At 33.8% G+C, this 18,397-nt stretch carries 19 protein-coding genes and 1 tRNA gene; 13 read left to right on the forward strand and 7 right to left on the reverse strand.

Going from position 1 to position 18,397, the window contains the following annotated elements:
- Positions 1–58 precede the first annotated feature (58 nt).
- The 4 genes from dnaJ to hisS all read right to left on the reverse strand — a co-directional run bounded on the left by dnaJ (position 59) and on the right by hisS (position 3,943).
- A complete protein-coding gene (dnaJ, locus tag AAYQ19_RS08835; protein WP_343535872.1) occupies positions 59–1,165 on the reverse strand; it encodes a molecular chaperone DnaJ in 1,107 nt (368 codons plus the stop codon).
- A 71-nt stretch (positions 1,166–1,236) separates the two neighbouring features.
- Positions 1,237–1,815, reverse strand: coding sequence for a nucleotide exchange factor GrpE (locus AAYQ19_RS08840; protein WP_343535873.1), 579 nt, complete (start codon positions 1,813–1,815; stop codon positions 1,237–1,239).
- A 308-nt stretch (positions 1,816–2,123) separates the two neighbouring features.
- Positions 2,124–2,194: transfer RNA gene (locus AAYQ19_RS08845), tRNA-Trp, on the reverse strand.
- A gap of 324 nt (positions 2,195–2,518) precedes the next feature.
- A complete protein-coding gene (gene hisS, locus AAYQ19_RS08850) occupies positions 2,519–3,943 on the reverse strand; it encodes a histidine--tRNA ligase (protein ID WP_343535874.1) in 1,425 nt (474 codons plus the stop codon).
- A 245-nt stretch (positions 3,944–4,188) separates the two neighbouring features.
- Here hisS and AAYQ19_RS08855 point away from each other — a divergent pair, with 245 nt between their 5' ends.
- Positions 4,189–5,433, forward strand: coding sequence for an ABC transporter permease (locus AAYQ19_RS08855; RefSeq protein ID WP_343535875.1), 1,245 nt, complete (start codon positions 4,189–4,191; stop codon positions 5,431–5,433).
- A gap of 244 nt (positions 5,434–5,677) precedes the next feature.
- Here the strand turns inward: AAYQ19_RS08855 and prmC are convergent, their stop codons facing one another.
- Positions 5,678–6,538: a peptide chain release factor N(5)-glutamine methyltransferase gene (prmC, locus tag AAYQ19_RS08860; protein WP_343535876.1), complete on the reverse strand. Its 861-nt coding sequence runs from the start codon at positions 6,536–6,538 to the stop codon at positions 5,678–5,680.
- 78 nt (positions 6,539–6,616) lie between these two features.
- Positions 6,617–7,102: a GNAT family N-acetyltransferase gene (locus tag AAYQ19_RS08865; RefSeq protein WP_343535877.1), complete on the reverse strand. Its 486-nt coding sequence runs from the start codon at positions 7,100–7,102 to the stop codon at positions 6,617–6,619.
- Positions 7,103–7,212: 110 nt separating this feature from the next.
- On the opposite strand from AAYQ19_RS08865, the gene ribD reads away from it, so the two are divergent.
- From ribD to AAYQ19_RS08880, 3 genes are all read left to right on the forward strand, one after another.
- The gene (gene ribD / locus AAYQ19_RS08870; RefSeq protein WP_343535878.1) at positions 7,213–8,262 is read left to right on the forward strand and encodes a bifunctional diaminohydroxyphosphoribosylaminopyrimidine deaminase/5-amino-6-(5-phosphoribosylamino)uracil reductase RibD; all 1,050 of its coding nucleotides are present in this window, start codon (positions 7,213–7,215) and stop codon (positions 8,260–8,262) included.
- Entirely contained in the window at positions 8,255–8,857 is a 603-nt protein-coding gene (locus AAYQ19_RS08875; protein ID WP_343535879.1) for an HAD family hydrolase, read from the forward strand. The genes ribD and AAYQ19_RS08875 overlap by 8 nt, the downstream gene beginning before the upstream one ends.
- A gap of 103 nt (positions 8,858–8,960) precedes the next feature.
- Positions 8,961–9,593 carry an IMPACT family protein gene (locus tag AAYQ19_RS08880; RefSeq protein ID WP_343535880.1) on the forward strand — a complete coding sequence of 211 codons (633 nt, stop codon included), beginning with the start codon at positions 8,961–8,963 and terminating at the stop codon, positions 9,591–9,593.
- A gap of 31 nt (positions 9,594–9,624) precedes the next feature.
- Here the strand turns inward: AAYQ19_RS08880 and AAYQ19_RS08885 are convergent, their stop codons facing one another.
- The gene (locus AAYQ19_RS08885) at positions 9,625–10,029 is read right to left on the reverse strand and encodes an acyl-CoA thioesterase (RefSeq protein WP_026727949.1); all 405 of its coding nucleotides are present in this window, start codon (positions 10,027–10,029) and stop codon (positions 9,625–9,627) included.
- Between the two features lie 186 nt (positions 10,030–10,215).
- Here AAYQ19_RS08885 and dnaA point away from each other — a divergent pair, with 186 nt between their 5' ends.
- The 9 genes from dnaA to AAYQ19_RS08930 all read left to right on the forward strand — a co-directional run bounded on the left by dnaA (position 10,216) and on the right by AAYQ19_RS08930 (position 18,384).
- Complete coding sequence (dnaA, locus tag AAYQ19_RS08890; RefSeq protein WP_026727948.1) at positions 10,216–11,643, forward strand: chromosomal replication initiator protein DnaA; 1,428 nt, start codon at positions 10,216–10,218, stop codon at positions 11,641–11,643.
- 8 nt (positions 11,644–11,651) lie between these two features.
- Positions 11,652–12,119, forward strand: a complete 468-nt coding sequence (locus AAYQ19_RS08895; protein ID WP_343535881.1) for a low molecular weight protein-tyrosine-phosphatase — start codon at positions 11,652–11,654, stop codon at positions 12,117–12,119.
- 55 nt (positions 12,120–12,174) lie between these two features.
- Positions 12,175–12,888: an SAM-dependent methyltransferase gene (locus tag AAYQ19_RS08900; RefSeq protein ID WP_343535882.1), complete on the forward strand. Its 714-nt coding sequence runs from the start codon at positions 12,175–12,177 to the stop codon at positions 12,886–12,888.
- Positions 12,889–12,907: 19 nt separating this feature from the next.
- Positions 12,908–13,405 (forward strand): energy transducer TonB, encoded by a 498-nt coding sequence (locus AAYQ19_RS08905; RefSeq protein WP_343535883.1) that lies wholly within the window; start codon positions 12,908–12,910, stop codon positions 13,403–13,405.
- A 54-nt stretch (positions 13,406–13,459) separates the two neighbouring features.
- Positions 13,460–14,587 (forward strand): methionine aminotransferase, encoded by a 1,128-nt coding sequence (locus AAYQ19_RS08910; RefSeq protein WP_343535884.1) that lies wholly within the window; start codon positions 13,460–13,462, stop codon positions 14,585–14,587.
- 74 nt (positions 14,588–14,661) lie between these two features.
- On the forward strand, positions 14,662–15,543 hold the full coding sequence (locus tag AAYQ19_RS08915; RefSeq protein ID WP_026727944.1) for an SDR family oxidoreductase: 882 nt from the start codon (positions 14,662–14,664) through the stop codon (positions 15,541–15,543).
- Between the two features lie 374 nt (positions 15,544–15,917).
- Complete coding sequence (gene udk, locus AAYQ19_RS08920) at positions 15,918–16,526, forward strand: uridine kinase (RefSeq protein WP_343535885.1); 609 nt, start codon at positions 15,918–15,920, stop codon at positions 16,524–16,526.
- Positions 16,527–16,675: 149 nt separating this feature from the next.
- Positions 16,676–17,008, forward strand: coding sequence for an FtsB family cell division protein (locus AAYQ19_RS08925; protein ID WP_343535886.1), 333 nt, complete (start codon positions 16,676–16,678; stop codon positions 17,006–17,008).
- Positions 17,009–17,019: 11 nt separating this feature from the next.
- Positions 17,020–18,384: a methylmalonyl-CoA mutase subunit beta gene (locus AAYQ19_RS08930; protein ID WP_343535887.1), complete on the forward strand. Its 1,365-nt coding sequence runs from the start codon at positions 17,020–17,022 to the stop codon at positions 18,382–18,384.
- Positions 18,385–18,397 lie beyond the last annotated feature (13 nt).

Genomic DNA, 18,397 nt, shown 5'->3' on the forward strand with positions numbered 1-18,397 from the left:
CTAAATTTATGTTAGAATGGGTTTTTGATTATTTATAATCTTTTAAAAAAGTTTCGATTTATGAAAACATATCTTTTACTTTCTCAAAAAATGATTTCTCTGATTTCTCTGGACTTGGAGCAAAGTGCTCGTCATTTAAAGCATTTTCAAAGAATTGTTTTTGTTCTTTATTTAAAGTTTTTGGAGTCCAAACATTTACGTGAACTAGTAAATCACCGCTTCCGTAACCATTTAAACTCGGAATTCCTTTTCCTTTTAATCTTAAGATTTTTCCAGACTGAATTCCTTCTTCCAATTTAATACGCACTTTTCCGTTGATTGCTTCAATATCTTTCGAAGCTCCCAAAACTGCTTCAGGGAAACTGATATATAAATCGAAATGAATGTTTTCACCTTCACGCTTCAAGAATTCGTGCTCAACCTCTTCAATCGCTACAATTAAATCTCCTGGAATACTGTTTCCTGGAGCATCGTTACCTTTATTAGCAACTTTTAACTGCATTCCGTCAACAACTCCAGCAGGAATTTTGATTGATACTGTCTCGTCTTCTTGAACCATCCCTTGAGCATCTGCCTCAGAAGGTTTTTTATCTAAAATCTGACCAGAACCACCACAAGTAGGACAAGTAGATGCAGATTGCATTCTTCCTAAAATGGTATTGGTTACACGCATTACTTGACCTTGACCATTACAAGTCGTACAAGTTTTATACGTTACGCCTTTTGCCTGAACTTTACGTTTTACTTTTACTTTTTTCTCAACTCCATTTGCAATTTCTTCTAAAGTCAATTTTACTTTAATTCGAAGATTGCTTCCTTTAGCACGACGTGGGCCTCCGCCTCCGCCGCCAAATCCGCCAAATCCGCCACCAAAAATATCACCAAACTGGCTGAAAATGTCATCCATATTCATACCGCCGTGACCGCCAAATCCGCCAGAACCATCAAATGCTTGATGTCCGTATTGATCGTATTTCGCTTTTTTCTGCGGATCGCTTAAAACTTCATAAGCTTCTGCCGCCAATTTGAAGTTTTCTTCTGCCTCTTTGTCGCCTGGATTTTTATCAGGGTGATATTTTAAAGCACTTTTTCTGTACGCTTTTTTAATTTCGGCAGCATCAGCATTTTTTGAAATGCCAAGTATTTCGTAAAAATCTTTTTTCATAATTGAATCAAATTCCAAATCTTAAAATTCCAAAATCCAAAAAATGCATTTGAAATTCTTAATTGCATCTTTTAGTTTCCTACAACAACTTTAGGGAAACGAATAATTTTGTCTCCTAATTTGTATCCTTTTTCAATAACATCAACAATTTTCCCTTTTAATTTGTCAGACGGAGCTGGAATTTGAGTAATTGCTTCAGCGATATCAGCGTTGAAAGCATCTCCTGCTTGAATTTCAACTTGCTCTAAACCTTTAGAAACCAAAGTGTTTTTAAATTTATCATGAATCAACTCAACACCTTTTTTCAAGTTTTCGTCATCTGACTTGTTGATTTCTACTGCCGCTCTGTCAAAATCGTCTAAAACTGGAAGCATAGCCAACAAAACTTCTTGGTTTGCTGTTTTAAACAATTCAAGACGTTCTTTTGAAGTTCTTTTTTTGTAATTTTCAAATTCAGCAAATAATCTCAAAAACTTATCTTTTTCGTGAGCCAAGTCTTTAGCTAATTGCTCCTCAACACTTAATTCTTCAACAATTAACTGCTCTCCGTTGGCATTGTTCTCTAACGTTACATCGTCTAATTCCTGATCGAATTCTGTATTTTCCGTAGTCATATTACTTTTATTTTTAAAAATATTCTTAAACTTCATTTTTATTTCTTTTTGTTGGATTGCAAAAGTACTGCCAAAATTTCTAAAATGTCAAATTGTCACTTTATTAAAACTGAGCGCTTTAAAAACCAAATTTGCCTCAAAAAAATTTAGTATAATTTTAAGACTATTACGTTATAGTTTATTTTATCTTTGAGATGTAAATAAAGACAAAATCTATTATCTATCAAAATTGAATTTAAGGGTTGGCTATAGCCTAATAAATAATTATTAATTCAAATTTACCTTATATTAAAAAAAGCTTCGCCTATAGAGACGAAGCTTTTTTTTATGTTTGAGCTTTTTTGCACGGGCGGAGGGATTCGAACCCCCATCAACGGTTTTGGAGACCGCTATTCTACCCTTGAACTACGCCCGTAACTTGAGGTCGCAAATTAAGAGTATTTTTTCTTGCCCCGCAACTATTTCAAGCAGATTTTAAAAGGCTTTCAACAGATTCAAACAGATTTTTATTCAATTAAAACCCGATAAAATCTCATAAGCTTCTCATAATCTGGCTAAAAGAAAACCATTTTTATTGAAAATTCTACACAAAAAAAAACACATTTTTTTTGCCAAATTATTTCACGCAGATTTAAAAAGGATTTAAGCAGATATACACAGATTTTTAAAAATTAAAATCATTTGCAATCTGCTTAACTCTGCAAAAATCTGCGTGAAATATTTTTTAATCCAATGCCCCTTAGATCAATGCGTTTTTCAATCCATCAAAATCAACAGAAACTTGCTCACCTGTTACTAAATTTTTAAGCGCAAACGTATTTGACGCAATTTCCTGATCGCCAGCGATTACCGCAAACGGAATCAAACGTTTGTCCGCATATTGAAATTGCTTTCCAACTTTTACATTGTCAGGATACAATTCTACTTTTATATTTTCTTTTCTCAATTTCTGAATCGCTTTTGAAGCATACAAAGCTTCTTTGTCTCCATAATTGATAAACATTGCTTTTGATGTTGCCGAAACTGTTTCTGGAAATAATTGTAATTCTTCAAGCACTAAATAGATTCTGTCAAGTCCAAAAGAAATTCCAACTCCACTCATATTTTTCAAACCAAAAATACCAGTCAAATCATCATATCTTCCGCCACCTCCAATAGAACCCATAGCAACGGTTTTTGGAGCTGCAACTTCAAAAATAGCTCCTGTATAATAATTTAAGCCACGTGCCAAAGTCACATCTAGATCTAAAATTGCAGTTGACAAACCTAAATCGGCCACATTGTCGCAAATAAATTTCAATTCTTCCACACCTTTCATTCCTTCTTCCGATGAAGACAACATTTCAGAAAGCTGTGCAATTTTGTCTGCAAAAGTTCCAGAGAAACTGAAAAGCGGTTGTACTTTTACTAAAGCTTCTTCAGAGATTCCTTTTTCAACCATTTCTTTCTTTACACCATCTTCTCCAATTTTATCCAATTTGTCTAGCGCAACTGTAAAATCGATTAATTTATCTGAAGCACCAATTACCTCAGCAATTCCTGACAAAATTTTTCTGTTGTTGATTTTGATTGTAACACCTTCTAAACCTAAAGAAGTAAAAACAGTATCGTACAATTGCACCAATTCTACTTCTTGCCAAAGTGATTTTGAACCTACGACATCAGCATCGCATTGAAAAAATTCTCTAAAACGTCCTTTTTGTGGATTATCAGCTCTCCAAACGGGTTGGATTTGGTATCTTTTAAAAGGAAATTCAATTTCGCTTTGGTGTTGTACCACGTATCTTGCAAACGGAACTGTCAAATCGTAACGCAAAGCTTTTTCAGAAATTTTTCCTGTGAATTTATTCAATTCAATTCTTTGCTCTAAACTGATTTTTTCAGCAGAATTCAACTGTAATTCCTCAATTGATTCTGGCAATTCAATTTTACTTTTATTGTAGAAAAAGTTTCCAGAGTTTAAGATTTTAAAAATAAGACGATCTCCTTCTTCGCCATATTTTCCCATCAAAGTATCTGAATTTTCAAACGAAGGCGTTTCGATTGGTTGGAAACCAAATTTCTCGAAATTCGCTTTTATAGTTTGAATAATATATTGACGTTTTGACACCTCTGCAGGTGAAAAATCTCTGGTTCCTTTTGGGATACTTGGTTTTGAAGCCATCTTCTTTTATTTTAGATTTCTGATTTTAGATTTTAGATTGTTCCAATCTTTATCTAAAAATCTTATAGTATTAATTTATTTCTAGATTTTTTTCAGGCTGTTAGTTCTTTTGGCTTTCGACATTAAAACTTTCCAACTTTCGACTTAATTTAAAATCGACTGCAAATATCTTACTTTTTAAAATAAATAATAACACTTGGAAAACAAACTTGTAACAAAAACCGTATTTTCGTGTCAAATTGGTCATGATGCTAAAATTATTTAAAGAAAATATCCGAATTGCTTTTGGTTCCATCAAAACTCAAATTCTGAGAACCATTCTTACCGTATTAATTATTGCTATCGGAATTACGGCCTTGGTTGGAATCTTGACCGTTGTTACGGCTTTGGAAAATACCGTTTCGACCAATTTCGCCTCAATGGGCGCCAACACGTTCAACATCAACCAATACGAAAACAATCTTAAAAACCGTGGCGGAAAAGAACGAGAAATCATAAACCCGATTATTTCCTATCCTGAAGCTGTTGCTTTTAAAAACAAATACAAATATCCATTTACAGAAACTTCTCTTTCATTTACTGCAACTTCAAAAGCTGAAGTCAAATTTTTAGGCGAAAAAACAGATCCTGAAATCACCATTTTGGGCGTCGATGAACATTTCATTTCGAATTCTGGTCTGGAAACCACTTCTGGCCGTTCTTTCAATCAATTTGACATCGACAACAACACGTATTCTTGCATTGTTGGTTCTGATTTTGAGAAAGGCTTATTGAAAGATGTCAACCCAATCGACAAAATTATTTCAATCAGAGGTGCACGTTTCAAAGTAATTGGCGTATTAAAAGAAAAAGGTTCTACGTTTGGACACAGTCAAGATTTGCGTGTGTTGATTCCAATTCAAGTGGCGCGTTCTTTATTCACAGCACCAAATATAAACTACACCATTAGTGTCATGGTTTCTAAAAAAGAACTTTTAGATCCCGCGATCGACAATGCAACTAGTGTAATGCGAAGAGTTCGCAAATTAAATCCTGTTCGAGACAATAATTTCGGAATGGGCCGAAGCGATGATTTGATAAATCGTATTCTAGGAATCACACAATATTTAGGTTGGGCTTCATGGATTATCAGTATTATTACAATTCTTGGATCATCAATTGCCTTAATGAATATCATGATTGTTTCGGTTACAGAACGAACTCGAGAAATTGGAGTTCGAAAAGCTTTGGGCGCCACAAAAACAACTATTTCTACTCAATTTTTTATTGAAACCATGCTCATTGGCCAAATTGGCGGATTGGTCGGAATCATCATTGGGATTCTGCTTGGTTTTGCCATTGCCACAGCAATGAAGTTTGCTTTTGTCATTCCGTGGGGTGCTATTTTTGCCGCTTTTGCGACAAGCTTCACCGTTGCAATAGTTTCCGGATTATATCCTGCAATTAAGGCTTCTAAATTAGATCCAATTGAAGCTTTGCGATATGAATAATTTTCTTTTGAAGCAGAAATAAAGTTTCCAAAACAAGACCCGTCCCGCTATCCGTTTCAATCTTTTATGCCGAACCCCGGCATAAAAGGATTTCCACTTCTATCGGGGCTAAATTAGAAGTCTCATTTTTTTCGAGAAACATCCAAAATAATTCTACAAACGTTCCTGCAAGGTTTTCAAAACCTTGTAGGTTTAAATTAGTTAGAGATGATCTATTTGCAGGTTTAAATAAGTTGACGAATACCTACAAGGTTTTGAAAACCTTGCAGGAAATCATTCTGTCATTATCGTAAATATCCTTTCGGAGTTCGATGTTTTTGAAATTCATCCTTTCAAGCAAATCAATCATTTCTTTCCCAAGATATTGATTGATTTCAAAATACAATTGCCCGTTTTCTAAAAGATTTTTCTGTGCCAGTGCAGCAATTTTTCGGTAAAAAATCAATGCGTCATTATCATCAACAAACAGAGCCAAATGTGGTTCAAAATCTAGAACATTCTTTTTGATTTCGGCTTTTTCTAAATTTCGAACATAAGGTGGATTTGAAACAATAATGTCATAATCGGATTTCAATATTTCCAATTCCAAAATATCTTTCAGCATAAAAGTAACATCGACATTATTGTTTATCGCATTTCTTTTTGCAGTATCCAATGCTTTTTTTGAAACATCAATTGCATAAACCTTCGCCTTTGGAAGATTTTTCGCCAATGAAATAGCAATACAACCGCTGCCTGTTCCAATATCCAAAATTTTGATTTCCTTAGATCTTCCTTTATTTTCATTGACAATCCACTCCACCAATTCTTCGGTTTCAGGCCTTGGAATCAAAACATTTTCGTTTACTTCAAAATCTAAACCATAAAAACTGGTTTTTCCCAGCAAATATTGAATCGGAACTTCATTTTTTAAATCGTCCAATAACGAATCCCAAACTATAAAATCCTTTTCAGAAAAATTTAGTTCATGGTTCAAGGCCAAATCAATCTGCCGCAATTTATGCTTGTCTTCTAATATCAAATAGAAAAAACTCTCCGCTTCATATGCATCATACAAAGGCGATAATTCTTTTATAAATTGAGTCCTATATTGTTTAATTTTCATTTCTGGTTTCTACTTTTTTCAGCAAAAGCTGATTTTTCTTTCAAATAAGTATTGAAAAATCTGATTTGTTACAAGATTTCACAAAACTTTCAACATCCAAACCGGACAAGAACTATGCCCCGTACACCCCAAAGGAGCGTCTAAATATTCAAAACCTGATTTTTTGTATAATTTCTGAGCGGCATGCATAAATGGCATAGTTTCGATATAACATTTTTCAAAACCAAAATTCCTTGCTTCGTTTAGGCATTTCTCCATCATTTGGCTTCCAATTCCTAAACCTCTTGTTTTAGGCAAAAAATACATTTTCTGCAATTCACAAATTTCTGGAGCACCATTTTCTAAAGGCGCAATACCGCAACATCCCACAATTTCACCTTCATTTTCAACTACAAAATAAACAGATTTTGGTTTGTTATATTCTTCAAACATTAAATCAAGATAAGGATCTGCATATGCTGTTCCTACTTTTGGAATTTCCATTTCATCAAAAACAGATCGTATTAATTGTGCAACTGCCTTATTGTCTTCTTTTTTAATCGCTCGGATTATGCAATTTTCCATGATTCTTTATTCGTGTACTATAACTACAAAAGTAAAAATACTTTTTTGATAGTTGCTCAACTATACTGTTAACTATCGGGATTAAAATCAAAAATCACTATTTTTGCAACGTGAATACACATGAAAAATACATAAAACGCTGCATTGAACTTGCTCAAAACGGTTTTGGAACTACTTATCCAAATCCGATGGTGGGAAGCGTAATTGTTCACGAAGGCAAAATAATTGGCGAAGGATGGCACAAAAAATCCGGCGAACCACATGCTGAAGTCAATGCTGTAAATTCCGTAAAGGATAAATCCCTTTTAAAAAAAGCTACCATTTATGTGAGTTTGGAACCTTGCAGTCATTTTGGAAAAACGCCTCCTTGTTGTGATTTAATTATCGCAAATAAAATTCCGAATGTAGTTGTTGGAACTGTTGACCCGAATGAAAAAGTAGCTGGACGAGGAATCAAAAAATTAATCGAAGCTGGTGCGACTGTAACGGTTGGAATTTTAGAAGATGAATGCAACGAGCTCAACAAACGCTTTTTTACCTTTCATCAAAAAAAGAGACCTTATATAATATTGAAATGGGCCGAAAGCCAAGACGGATTTTTAGCGCCCGAAAAAGAAACCAATCAAGAACGCAAACCTGTTTGGATTACCAACCAATATTCAAGACAATTGGTCCATAAATGGCGAAGCGAAGAACAAGCAATTTTGGCTGGAACAAAAACCGTTATTGACGATAATCCGAAATTAAATACCCGAGATTGGTCAGGAAATAATCCCGTTCGAGTGGTTTTGGATCAGAATAACCGAATCTCAAAAGACAGTTTTGTTTTTGATGATAGTGTAAAAACAATTGTATTTTCAAAATCAGAGAACAATATTTCTACCGAAAACACCATTTTTGAGAAAGTTGATTTCAATGAAAATTTAGTCTCTCAGATTTTAGATGTTTTATATCAACATCAAATTCAGTCCGTAATTATCGAAGGCGGAAGACAAACCTTGCAATCTTTTATCGATTCAGATTTGTGGGACGAAGCCCGAGTTTTCATCGGAACAAATACTTTTGAAAAAGGAACAAAAGCGCCAATTATTCAGAAAAAGAACACTCAAAAAACAACTATACAAAACGACGAATTACTATATATAAGAAACCATGATTGATACGATAATTTTTGACTTTGGCGATATTTTCATCAATTTAGACAAACAAGGAACTATTTCAGGACTGAAAAATTTAGGAATGACCGAATGGAATTCAGAAATGGATCGTTTGAATTTATTGTTTGAAACTGGAGATATCTCTCACGATGATTTTATTGGCGGATTTCAAAAAGAACTCCCAAATGCGTCTATTGAAGAAATCATGGAAGCTTGGAACGCCGTTTTAGCCGATTTCCCTTCGTACCGATTAGAGTTCTTAAAAGAACTTTCAAAAAAATACCGTCTGTTCCTATTAAGTAATACAGATGCAATTCATATTACTACTTTTCAAAACAGAGTTGGCGTTGATTTTTACACCGATTTTTACAACTGTTTTGAAAAAGTCCATTTTTCGTATGAGATTGGCAAAAGAAAACCAAACGCCAATTCTTACCAACACTTAATCGACGAACATAATTTAATTCCTGAACAAACCTTATTTGTTGACGACAAAAAAGAAAACACCGACGCAGCGGCGGCACTAGGCTTGAAAGTTTGGAATTTGCAGGTTGGAAAGGAAGATGTGATTCAATTATTTGACAAAGGATTATTATAAAAACATAAGCCACAGATTAAAAGGATTAACGCTGATTTCCCTTCAAAAGAAATCTTTTTAAATCCTTTTAGTCTGTGGCTAAAAAAAATACAGAACTTCAATTTTGGAATACAACGATACTTATCAAACCATCGCATTTGAATCTGAGGAAGTGCTTTTTAAGGAAAAAGGAAGCAAATTCTTTGGGTATGCTTTTCCTATTGAAAGCGAAGACGAAGTAAAACCGATTATTGAAGATTTAAAAAAAGCGCATCCGCATGCTGTTCATTATTGTTATGCTTATCAACTAGGAACAGCGCCAAAAATATCGTATCGAGCAAATGACGATGGCGAACCCAGCAATACTGCGGGCGCCCCCATTTATGGACAGATTCAATCTTTTGGCTTGACCAATATTCTTGTGGTCGTGGTTCGTATTTTCGGTGGAGTAAAATTAGGCGCTGGCGGTTTGATCACAGCCTATCGAACAACCGCACAAATGGCGCTGGAAGTTTGTGAAATTGTTGAAAAGACAATTGACGTACATTTTTTGATCTCTTTTGATTACAAAAACATGAATAAAGTAATGCGTGTCATCAAAGAAAAAAAACTTGAAATTACATCTCAAGAAATGGAAATTGATGAAAATTCCGGATTGCCAATTGGCAAAATTGGGACAAAAACACGCAAAAAAAATGCCGAATCTATATTCGACATTTTTGATTTAATGTTTGAAATCGATATTAAAATTGTGTGATTTATTATAAAAACACACCTCATTTTAACAATTATTCTAATGTTTTAAACAATTCTAAAATGTAATCTGGAGGGGCAGTTGGGCGGCCCGTTTTTAACGAAATAAATACTAAAATAAACACTGCTGTTGTTAATAACTCATTTGCCTCATTATAGATCGCGCAGTCGAATTCAATCTTTACAGATGACTGACTTTTGAAGGTAGTATGAATTGTTAAAAGTTCATCATAGCGCGCTGATTTTTTATAATTAATTTGCATCGAAACAATCGGGAGTCCAATACCGCTTTCTTCCATGCTAGCATACGAAATCCCTTTATTTCTAAGCCATTCCACGCGTCCAATCTCAAAATATGGCACATAATTTCCGTGATAAACAACTCCCATTTGGTCAGTTTCTGAGTAACGAACACGCACTTGCGTTTGATGATTTTTCATTATTTATAGATTAAAAAAAATTAAATTCCTCCAGTTCCTTTACAACTTTTTTTTTATAAAATTCGACCCAAAATATTTTTTTTTACAGAAATTTGTTCACATATTTGTTATCCCGAAATACGGAAAAATTTTGCTCCATTTTTATTAGGAGAATCTTTATCAATAATAAAAAACTTATCTGAATCTATGACTAAAACTGCTCAATCGGTATGGGAAAACTGTTTGTCCTTTATAAAAGACAATATTCAAGATCAAGCCTATAAAACTTGGTTCGAACCAATCAAATCAGTTGAGCTAACCGACAACGCATTATACATTCAGGTACCAAGTAAATTCTTCTACGAATGGTTAGAGGAACACTATGTTAAATTATTGAAAGTTGCGCTTACCAAAGAACTAGGAAAAAACGCAAAGTTACTCTATAAAATCAAAATGGAAAACACTTATGGAAATAAACAGCCGTTTACCGAGCAGCTGCCAAGTTCCAATAGAGTGCCTATGAAACCGCAAGAGGTTGACGCTCCGTTTAAAAACTTAAATCCTGAGCTAAAAAATCCTTTTGTAATTCCGGGAATCAGAAACCTAAAAATTGAATCGCAACTAAACCCAAACTATAGTTTTGACAATTTCCTTGAAGGAGATTCAAACCGTTTGGCTCGTTCTGCAGGTATGGCTGTTGCCAATAAACCTGGAGGAACTTCATTCAATCCATTATTAATTTTTGGAGGAGTTGGTTTAGGGAAAACACACTTGGCGCACGCTATTGGTGTTGAAGTAAAAGACAAATATCCTGAAAAAACGGTTTTATATATTTCTGCCGAAATTTTCACACAACAATATATTGACTCTGTAAAAAAGAATAATCGTAATGATTTTATTCACTTTTATCAGTTAATCGACGTTTTAATTATTGACGACGTTCAGTTTTTATCTGGAAAATCAGGAACTCAGGACGTTTTCTTCCACATTTTCAATTACTTGCACCAAAACGGAAAACAAGTAATTTTAACTTCAGACAAAGCGCCTGTTGACATGCAAGATATCGAGCAACGTTTGTTGTCTCGTTTCAAATGGGGGTTATCTGCAGAATTGCATCAACCAGATTACGAAACTCGTATTTCAATCTTAAAAAACATTTTGTATCGTGACGGTGTTGATATGCCAGAAGATATTTTAGAATATGTTGCAAGAAACATCAAAACTAACGTTCGTGAGCTTGAAGGAGCAATTATCTCGCTAATCGCTCAGTCTTCTTTCAATAAAAAAGAAGTTACAATTGAACTGGCGAAAAGCGTAGTTGAGAAATTTGTTAAAAACGTAAAGAGAGAAATCTCCATCGATTATATCCAAAAAATTGTTTCTGATTATTTCCAATTAGATATTGAAACACTTCAATCTAAAACCAGAAAGAGGCATGTGGTGCAAGCAAGACAATTAGCTATGTTCTTTGCAAAAAAATTCACTAAAGCTTCTTTGGCAAACATTGGTTCACAAATTGGAGATCGCGATCACGCTACCGTTTTGCACGCTTGCAAAACTGTTGACAATTTAGTTTCTACAGACAAACAATTCAAAAAGTTTGTCGAAGATATCAACAAAAAACTAACGCTATAACGCGCACCATGCCAGTAAAAATCTTGATGGTTTGTTTGGGGAACATTTGTAGATCCCCATTAGCAGAAGGTATTTTGGCTTCAAAATTACCTCAAGACAAATTCTTTGTAGATTCTGCTGGAACAGGTTCTTGGCATATTGGACATTGTCCAGACAAACGCTCCATCGAGGTTGCCTTAAAAAACGGAATCAACATCAGTGCGCAAAAAGGAAGACAAATTCAAGTTTCTGATTTTGAAGATTTCGATTATATTTATGTAATGGATAATTCAAATTTTCGAGATGTTGTACATTTAGCAAAAACTCCAGAACACAAAAACAAAGTTCGTTTGATTCTAAACGAAATATTTCCAGGCGAAAATGTAGATGTTCCAGATCCATATTATGGTTCTGCAAATGGTTTTGACAACGTTTATCAAATGCTGGATGAAGCAACAGACCTAATTGCTGACCAACTTCTAAAAAAACACTCCTAATTCAATTGTTTCTAAAATAGAGATAATTGAATTTTTTAATTTTAAATAAATACACATGAAACTTCTAGGAAAACTTTATTTAATTCCAACTACAATGGGCGAAAGCGATCCGATGGATGTTTTACCTCAAACGGTTAGAAGAACAATAGAAGTTATTGACCATTATATTGTTGAAAACGACAAAACTGCCAGAAAATCTATAAAAGCAGTTTACCCAGAAAAAAAACAATCAGAATTAGTTCTTTTCACCTTAAACAAAAGAACCGAAACCAGCGAGCATTTAGATTTCATCAAACCTTTATTAGAAGGAACAAACATGGGATTAATGAGCGAAGCCGGATGTCCGGGCGTTGCTGATCCGGGCGCTGCGATTGTAAAATTGGCACATGAAAAAGGAATTCAGGTTGTGCCTTTAGTTGGGCCTTCTTCTATCCTATTGGCGATGATGGCTTCCGGAATGAACGGCCAAAGTTTTACATTTAATGGTTATTTGCCAATTGACAAAGACGAGAAAAAATCGGCAATTCGTCATTTTGAGAAATTATCTTATGATAAAAACCAATCGCAACTGTTTATTGAAACGCCATACAGAAACAACAAACTGATTGAAGATCTTTTGCAAATTTTGAATCCGTCAACACATCTTTGTATTGCAGCAGATATTACCTTGCCAACAGAATTCATCAAAACCATGAAAGTTTCTGATTGGAAAAAATTAAAAATTGATATTGACAAACGTCCTGCGATTTTTATTATTCATAAAATGTAAACTAACTAACCAAACCACTATGAAAAAGATTTTATTACTAATTTTAATTTGTTCGGCACAAAATATATTTTCACAAAGCAATACACAGAACTCTAAAACAAAAAGTTCAGAACCAGCCGTTAAAACCCAAAACGGTACAGCTGATGCAATAATAACGATAGACGAACCTGTATATTCATCTTCAACCAATACAAATGAAGACAATGTCGTTTATAATGCAGCAGGTATCGATGTAAAACCTGATTTTCCTGGAGGAATGGATAAGTTTTATCAATTTGTAGACAGCAATTTTAAAACACCCGAAGGAGCAAAAAACATAACAGGAAAGAAAATCTACATAACATTTGTCGTTGAAAAAGACGGTTCGTTAACTGACATAAAAATTCTTAGAGACGCTGGTTATAATACAGGAGCCGAAGCAATTCGTGTCTTAAAAAGTTGCCCAAAATGGAATCCTGGAGAACATAATGGTAAAAAAATAAGAGTTTTATATTCTCTGCCAATAATCATGAAATAATCTTTTAGATTCTTCTATATTCACTCACAAGTTTCCCCCAAATCAAACTTTATCATGAGTAAACTTCCAAACATAACCACAAGCATTTTTACGGTAATGTCAAAAATGGCAACCGAATATAATGCTATAAATCTTTCGCAGGGATTTCCAAATTTTCCTGTCGATGAAAAACTTACGGATATTGTTGCCCGACTATCAAAAGAAAATGTTCATCAATATACACCAATGGCCGGTTATCCGCCTTTGATGAATAAAATTGCGAAATTAACCCTAAGTTCTCATAATAGAACAATCAATCCAGACACAGAACTTTTAGTTACCGCCGGAGCTACACAAGGAATTTTTACTACTATTTTGGCTTTGGTAAGAGAAAATGATGAAGTAGTTATTCTCGATCCGAGTTATGATTCTTATGAATCTCCCGTTTTGCTTTGCAAGGCAAAACCTGTTCGAGTAGCTTTAAACGACGATTATACTCCAAATTGGGAAAGAATTGAAAAAGCTTGTTCTGCTAAAACCAGAATGATGATTATCAATAATCCACATAATCCTACTGGTAAGATTTTGACCGAAAATGATTTTGTTCAGCTAAAAAATCTTCTTGAAAAATATCCTGAGATTATTATTTTATCTGACGAAGTCTACGAATACATCACTTTTGAAGAAAAACATATTTCGGCACATACGAAAGACTTTCTTTTAGATCGCTGCGTAATGGTTTCTTCTTTTGGAAAATCGTTTCATATTACTGGTTGGAAAATTGGCTACACCATTGCGCCGGAACATTTAATGAAAGAAATCAAAAAAGTGCATCAGTTTTTGGTTTTCAGCGTAAATAGCATTTCTCAATTTGCGATCAGCGAATATTTAGATGTTGTAGATGTGAATCTTCTTGGGAAATTCTACCAAGAAAAAAGAGATTACTTTCAGAAACTACTTCAAAACAGTCGTTTTGAATTAAAACCTTGCGAAGGAACTTATTTTCAAGTAGCATCGTATGCCGATATTTCAAATGAAGATGATGTAACTTTCTGCAAAAACCTCATTATCAATCATGGTGTTGCCGCCATTCCAATTTCGACTTTTTATTCTGATCACAAAGATCAAAAATTAATACGTTTTTGTTTTGCCAAAGACAATTTCACTTTAGAAGCTGCCGCAAAAAAACTGTGCGAAATATAAAGTTTATCAAAATTTTATAACAATATTATGCGTGCATCCTATTTTTTTAATTAATATTGTAAAAAAAGAAAAGTATGAGCTATACAGATAAAATGTTGCGCGATGATGCCTTGAAAGGCAAAGTCATTGTAGTTACTGGGGGCGGAAGCGGTTTAGGAAAAGCAATGACAAAATATTTCTTAGAATTAGGCGCTCAGGTAGCGATTACTTCAAGAGATTTAGAAAAATTAAAAACAACGGCTTCAGAATTAGAAAGCGAAACGGGCGGAAAATGTTTACCGCTTCAATGCGATGTTCGCCATTATGAAGAAGTAGAAAATATGCTTCAGGAAACTTTAAAAGTTTTCGGAAAAGTGGATGTTCTTTTAAACAATGCGGCTGGAAATTTCATTTCGCCAACAGAGCGTTTATCTGCCAATGCATTTGATACAGTTATCGATATCGTATTAAAAGGTTCTAAAAACTGTACACTAGCTTTTGGAAAACACTGGATCGACACCAAACAAACATCAGCAACGATTTTGAATATTGTTACCACTTATGCTTGGACAGGATCGGCTTATGTTGTCCCTAGTGCTACAGCAAAAGCAGGAGTTTTGGCTATGACAAGAAGTCTTGCTGTAGAATGGGCAAAATACGGAATCCGCTCAAACGCCATTGCTCCGGGCCCATTCCCGACAAAAGGAGCTTGGGACAGATTATTACCTGGAGATCTTTCAGAGAAATTTGACATGGCTAAAAAAGTACCTTTAAAACGCGTTGGTGATCATCAAGAATTGGCCAATTTAGCAGCTTACTTAGTTTCTGATTTTTCAGCTTACGTGAACGGAGATGTAATTACAATTGACGGAGGCGAATGGCTAAAAGGTGCTGGACAATTCAACTTATTAGAAGCAATTCCAGAAGAACTTTGGGATCAGCTTGAAATGATGATAAAAGCAAAAAAGAATAAATAATTACAAGTGCTTACTAAATTCAGAATATTTTTTTAAACTATACTGATTGCACGAAATCCCGAAGGTTTGCTTTCGGGATTTTTTTGTTTTTAAACTATATAAGTACATCTAAGAGATTATAAGTTTTGCGAAACCTTTTTAAATGAACTTATATTACTTATATGGTTTAAAATTATTCTATTTCATGTTTTAAATAGAGAATATTTTTCATCGATTTCATCATATAAGCAATATAAATTCAGTTAAGTACCATTTTGTTTAAATATTTTCTAGCTTAAATTTACTTATATTACTTATATGGTTAAATGACATTAAATGTTTAGCGATTCAGTTAAATTATTATTTTTGCGAAACAAATTATAACAAACAATTTTATGCTCATTATTGGACTTGCAGGAGGAACAGGAAGTGGAAAAACAACAGTAGTACACCAAATCATGAACGAATTACCAGACACAGAAGTTGGCGTAATTTCTCAGGATTCGTACTATAAACAAACTGATAATTTGTCATTTGACGAAAGAGCATTAATCAATTTTGATCACCCGCGTGCAATTGATTTTGAATTATTGGTAAAACATTTGAAAGCTTTAAAAGCGGGCGAAACTATTGACCAACCAGTTTATTCTTTCATTCAACATAACAGAACTGACGATACCGTTTCGACACATCCAAGAAAAGTAATGATCGTGGAAGGAATCTTGATTTTAACAAATCCTGAACTTCGTGATATGTTTGACATCAAAATCTTTGTTCACGCTGATTCTGACGAAAGATTAATTCGTCGTTTAAAAAGAGATATTTCAGAAAGAGGACGTGATATTGACGAAGTTTTAAATCGTTACCAAAACACTTTAAAACCTATGCATGAGCAATTTATCGAGCCATCAAAAGCTTTTGCAGATATTATTATTCCAAACGACAAATACAATACAGTAGCAATTGATGTAGTTCGCGCCGTAATTAATCAGCGAATTTCATAATTTTTATTGTAAATTTAGTCCATAAAAATTAGGAGCTTTTTCCCGCTCTCGCCTTTATCTTTTTTATGGCAGAAAAAGCCATAAAAAAGGATATCGGCTCCATCGGGGCTAGAGACAAGAATCAAATTCAACAGAAATATTCGTTTAAAATGAAATTTAAAAATCCATACAAAGACAAAAAATGGTTCAAATACCTTGGAAACAAATACGTTTGGGTCTTGCTGTTTTTCATTGTATGGATGTTGTTTTTAGACAATTACTCTTATTTTGACCATCGTTTTCTTGATGAACAAATCAACGAATTGAAAGACAATAAAAAATATTATCAGGACGAAATAAAAAAAGATCAGGAACAGATCAAGCAACTTAAAAATCCTGAACAAATAGAAAAATATGCTCGCGAAAAGTACTTTATGAAAAAAGACAGCGAAGATATTTACATCATCCACTTTGAAGGAGATACCATTCAAGAACAAGAATAATCAGAAAAATAATGACCACTAACCTATTCGACGATTTTAATCCGATTTCATCCAAACAATGGAAACAAAAAATTCAGTTTGAATTAGATGGAGCAGATTATAACGGAACTGTAATTTGGAATTCTCCAGAAGATATTCAGGTGAAGCCTTTTTACCATATCGATGAGTTTACAAAATCGGCCTCGGTTGAAACTCATGCTTCTGATTTTAAAATCTGCCAAAATATTTTTGTTCACGATATTGAAAAATCAATTAAAAGAGCAAATAATACGCTTGAAAGAGGAGCAGAAAGTTTACGTTTTACCATTCAAAACGAAAATATCGACATCAAAACTTTATTGGAAAATCTTCCTTTAGAGAACAAAATCGTTTACTTTAATTTGACTTTTCTCTCAATCGATTTCGTAAAACAATTAGACAAAATTGCGGTTGCTAAAAAAGCTATTTTTTATTGCAATTTAGACCCAATTGGCCATTTAGCAAGAGAAGGAAACTGGTTTGCAACTTCGGATAAAACTAATTTTGAAACAATTGAAAAGATTTCAAAAGAAGCAACAAATCTTTCACTTATAAGTATTGATGCTGGTTTATACCAAAATGCCGGAGCCAATATCACACAGCAAATTGCCTATAGTTTAGCGCATGCAAACGAATATTTAAACCGTTTTCCGAGTTTAACCAAACCAATAGTTTTTCAAATATCAGTTGGAACCAATTACTTTTTTGAAATTGCAAAATTGCGTGCTTTGCGAATGCTTTTCAAATTAATTGCTCAAGAATATAATCCAGATTTAGATTGTCATTTAGTAGTAACGCCAACCAAGCGAAACAAAACCATTTACGATTATAATGTCAATATGCTTAGAACTACGACAGAATGTATGTCGGCAATTTTAGGCGGTGCTGATGCAGTTGCTAATTTGCCTTATGATGCATTATATCATAAAGACAATGAATTCGGTGATCGAATTGCCCGCAATCAATTATTGGTTTTAAAACACGAAAGCTATTTCGATAAAGTGGATAATCCTGCTGATGGAAGTTATTATATCGAAAGTTTGACAATGCAATTGGCTGAAAAAAGCTTAGCACTTTTTAAAGATATTGAAGCCAATGGAGGATTCTTAAAACTTTTGAACGACGGAACAATCAAAAAGAAAATTCAGGAAAGCGCGACAAAAGAGCAAGACTTATTTGATGCTAAAAAAGAAATTTTACTCGGAACTAATAAATATCCAAACAAAGAAGACAAAATGAAACACGATTTAGAATTGTTTCCTTTTGTAAAAATCAAGCCAAGAAAAACATTAATTACGCCTATAATTGAAAAAAGATTAGCAGAGAAATTGGAACAGGAAAGACTGGAATTAGAATAGTTTTCAATTGTAA

Source organism: Flavobacterium mesophilum (assembly GCF_039581405.1).
In the GTDB taxonomy this organism is placed as follows: domain Bacteria; phylum Bacteroidota; class Bacteroidia; order Flavobacteriales; family Flavobacteriaceae; genus Flavobacterium.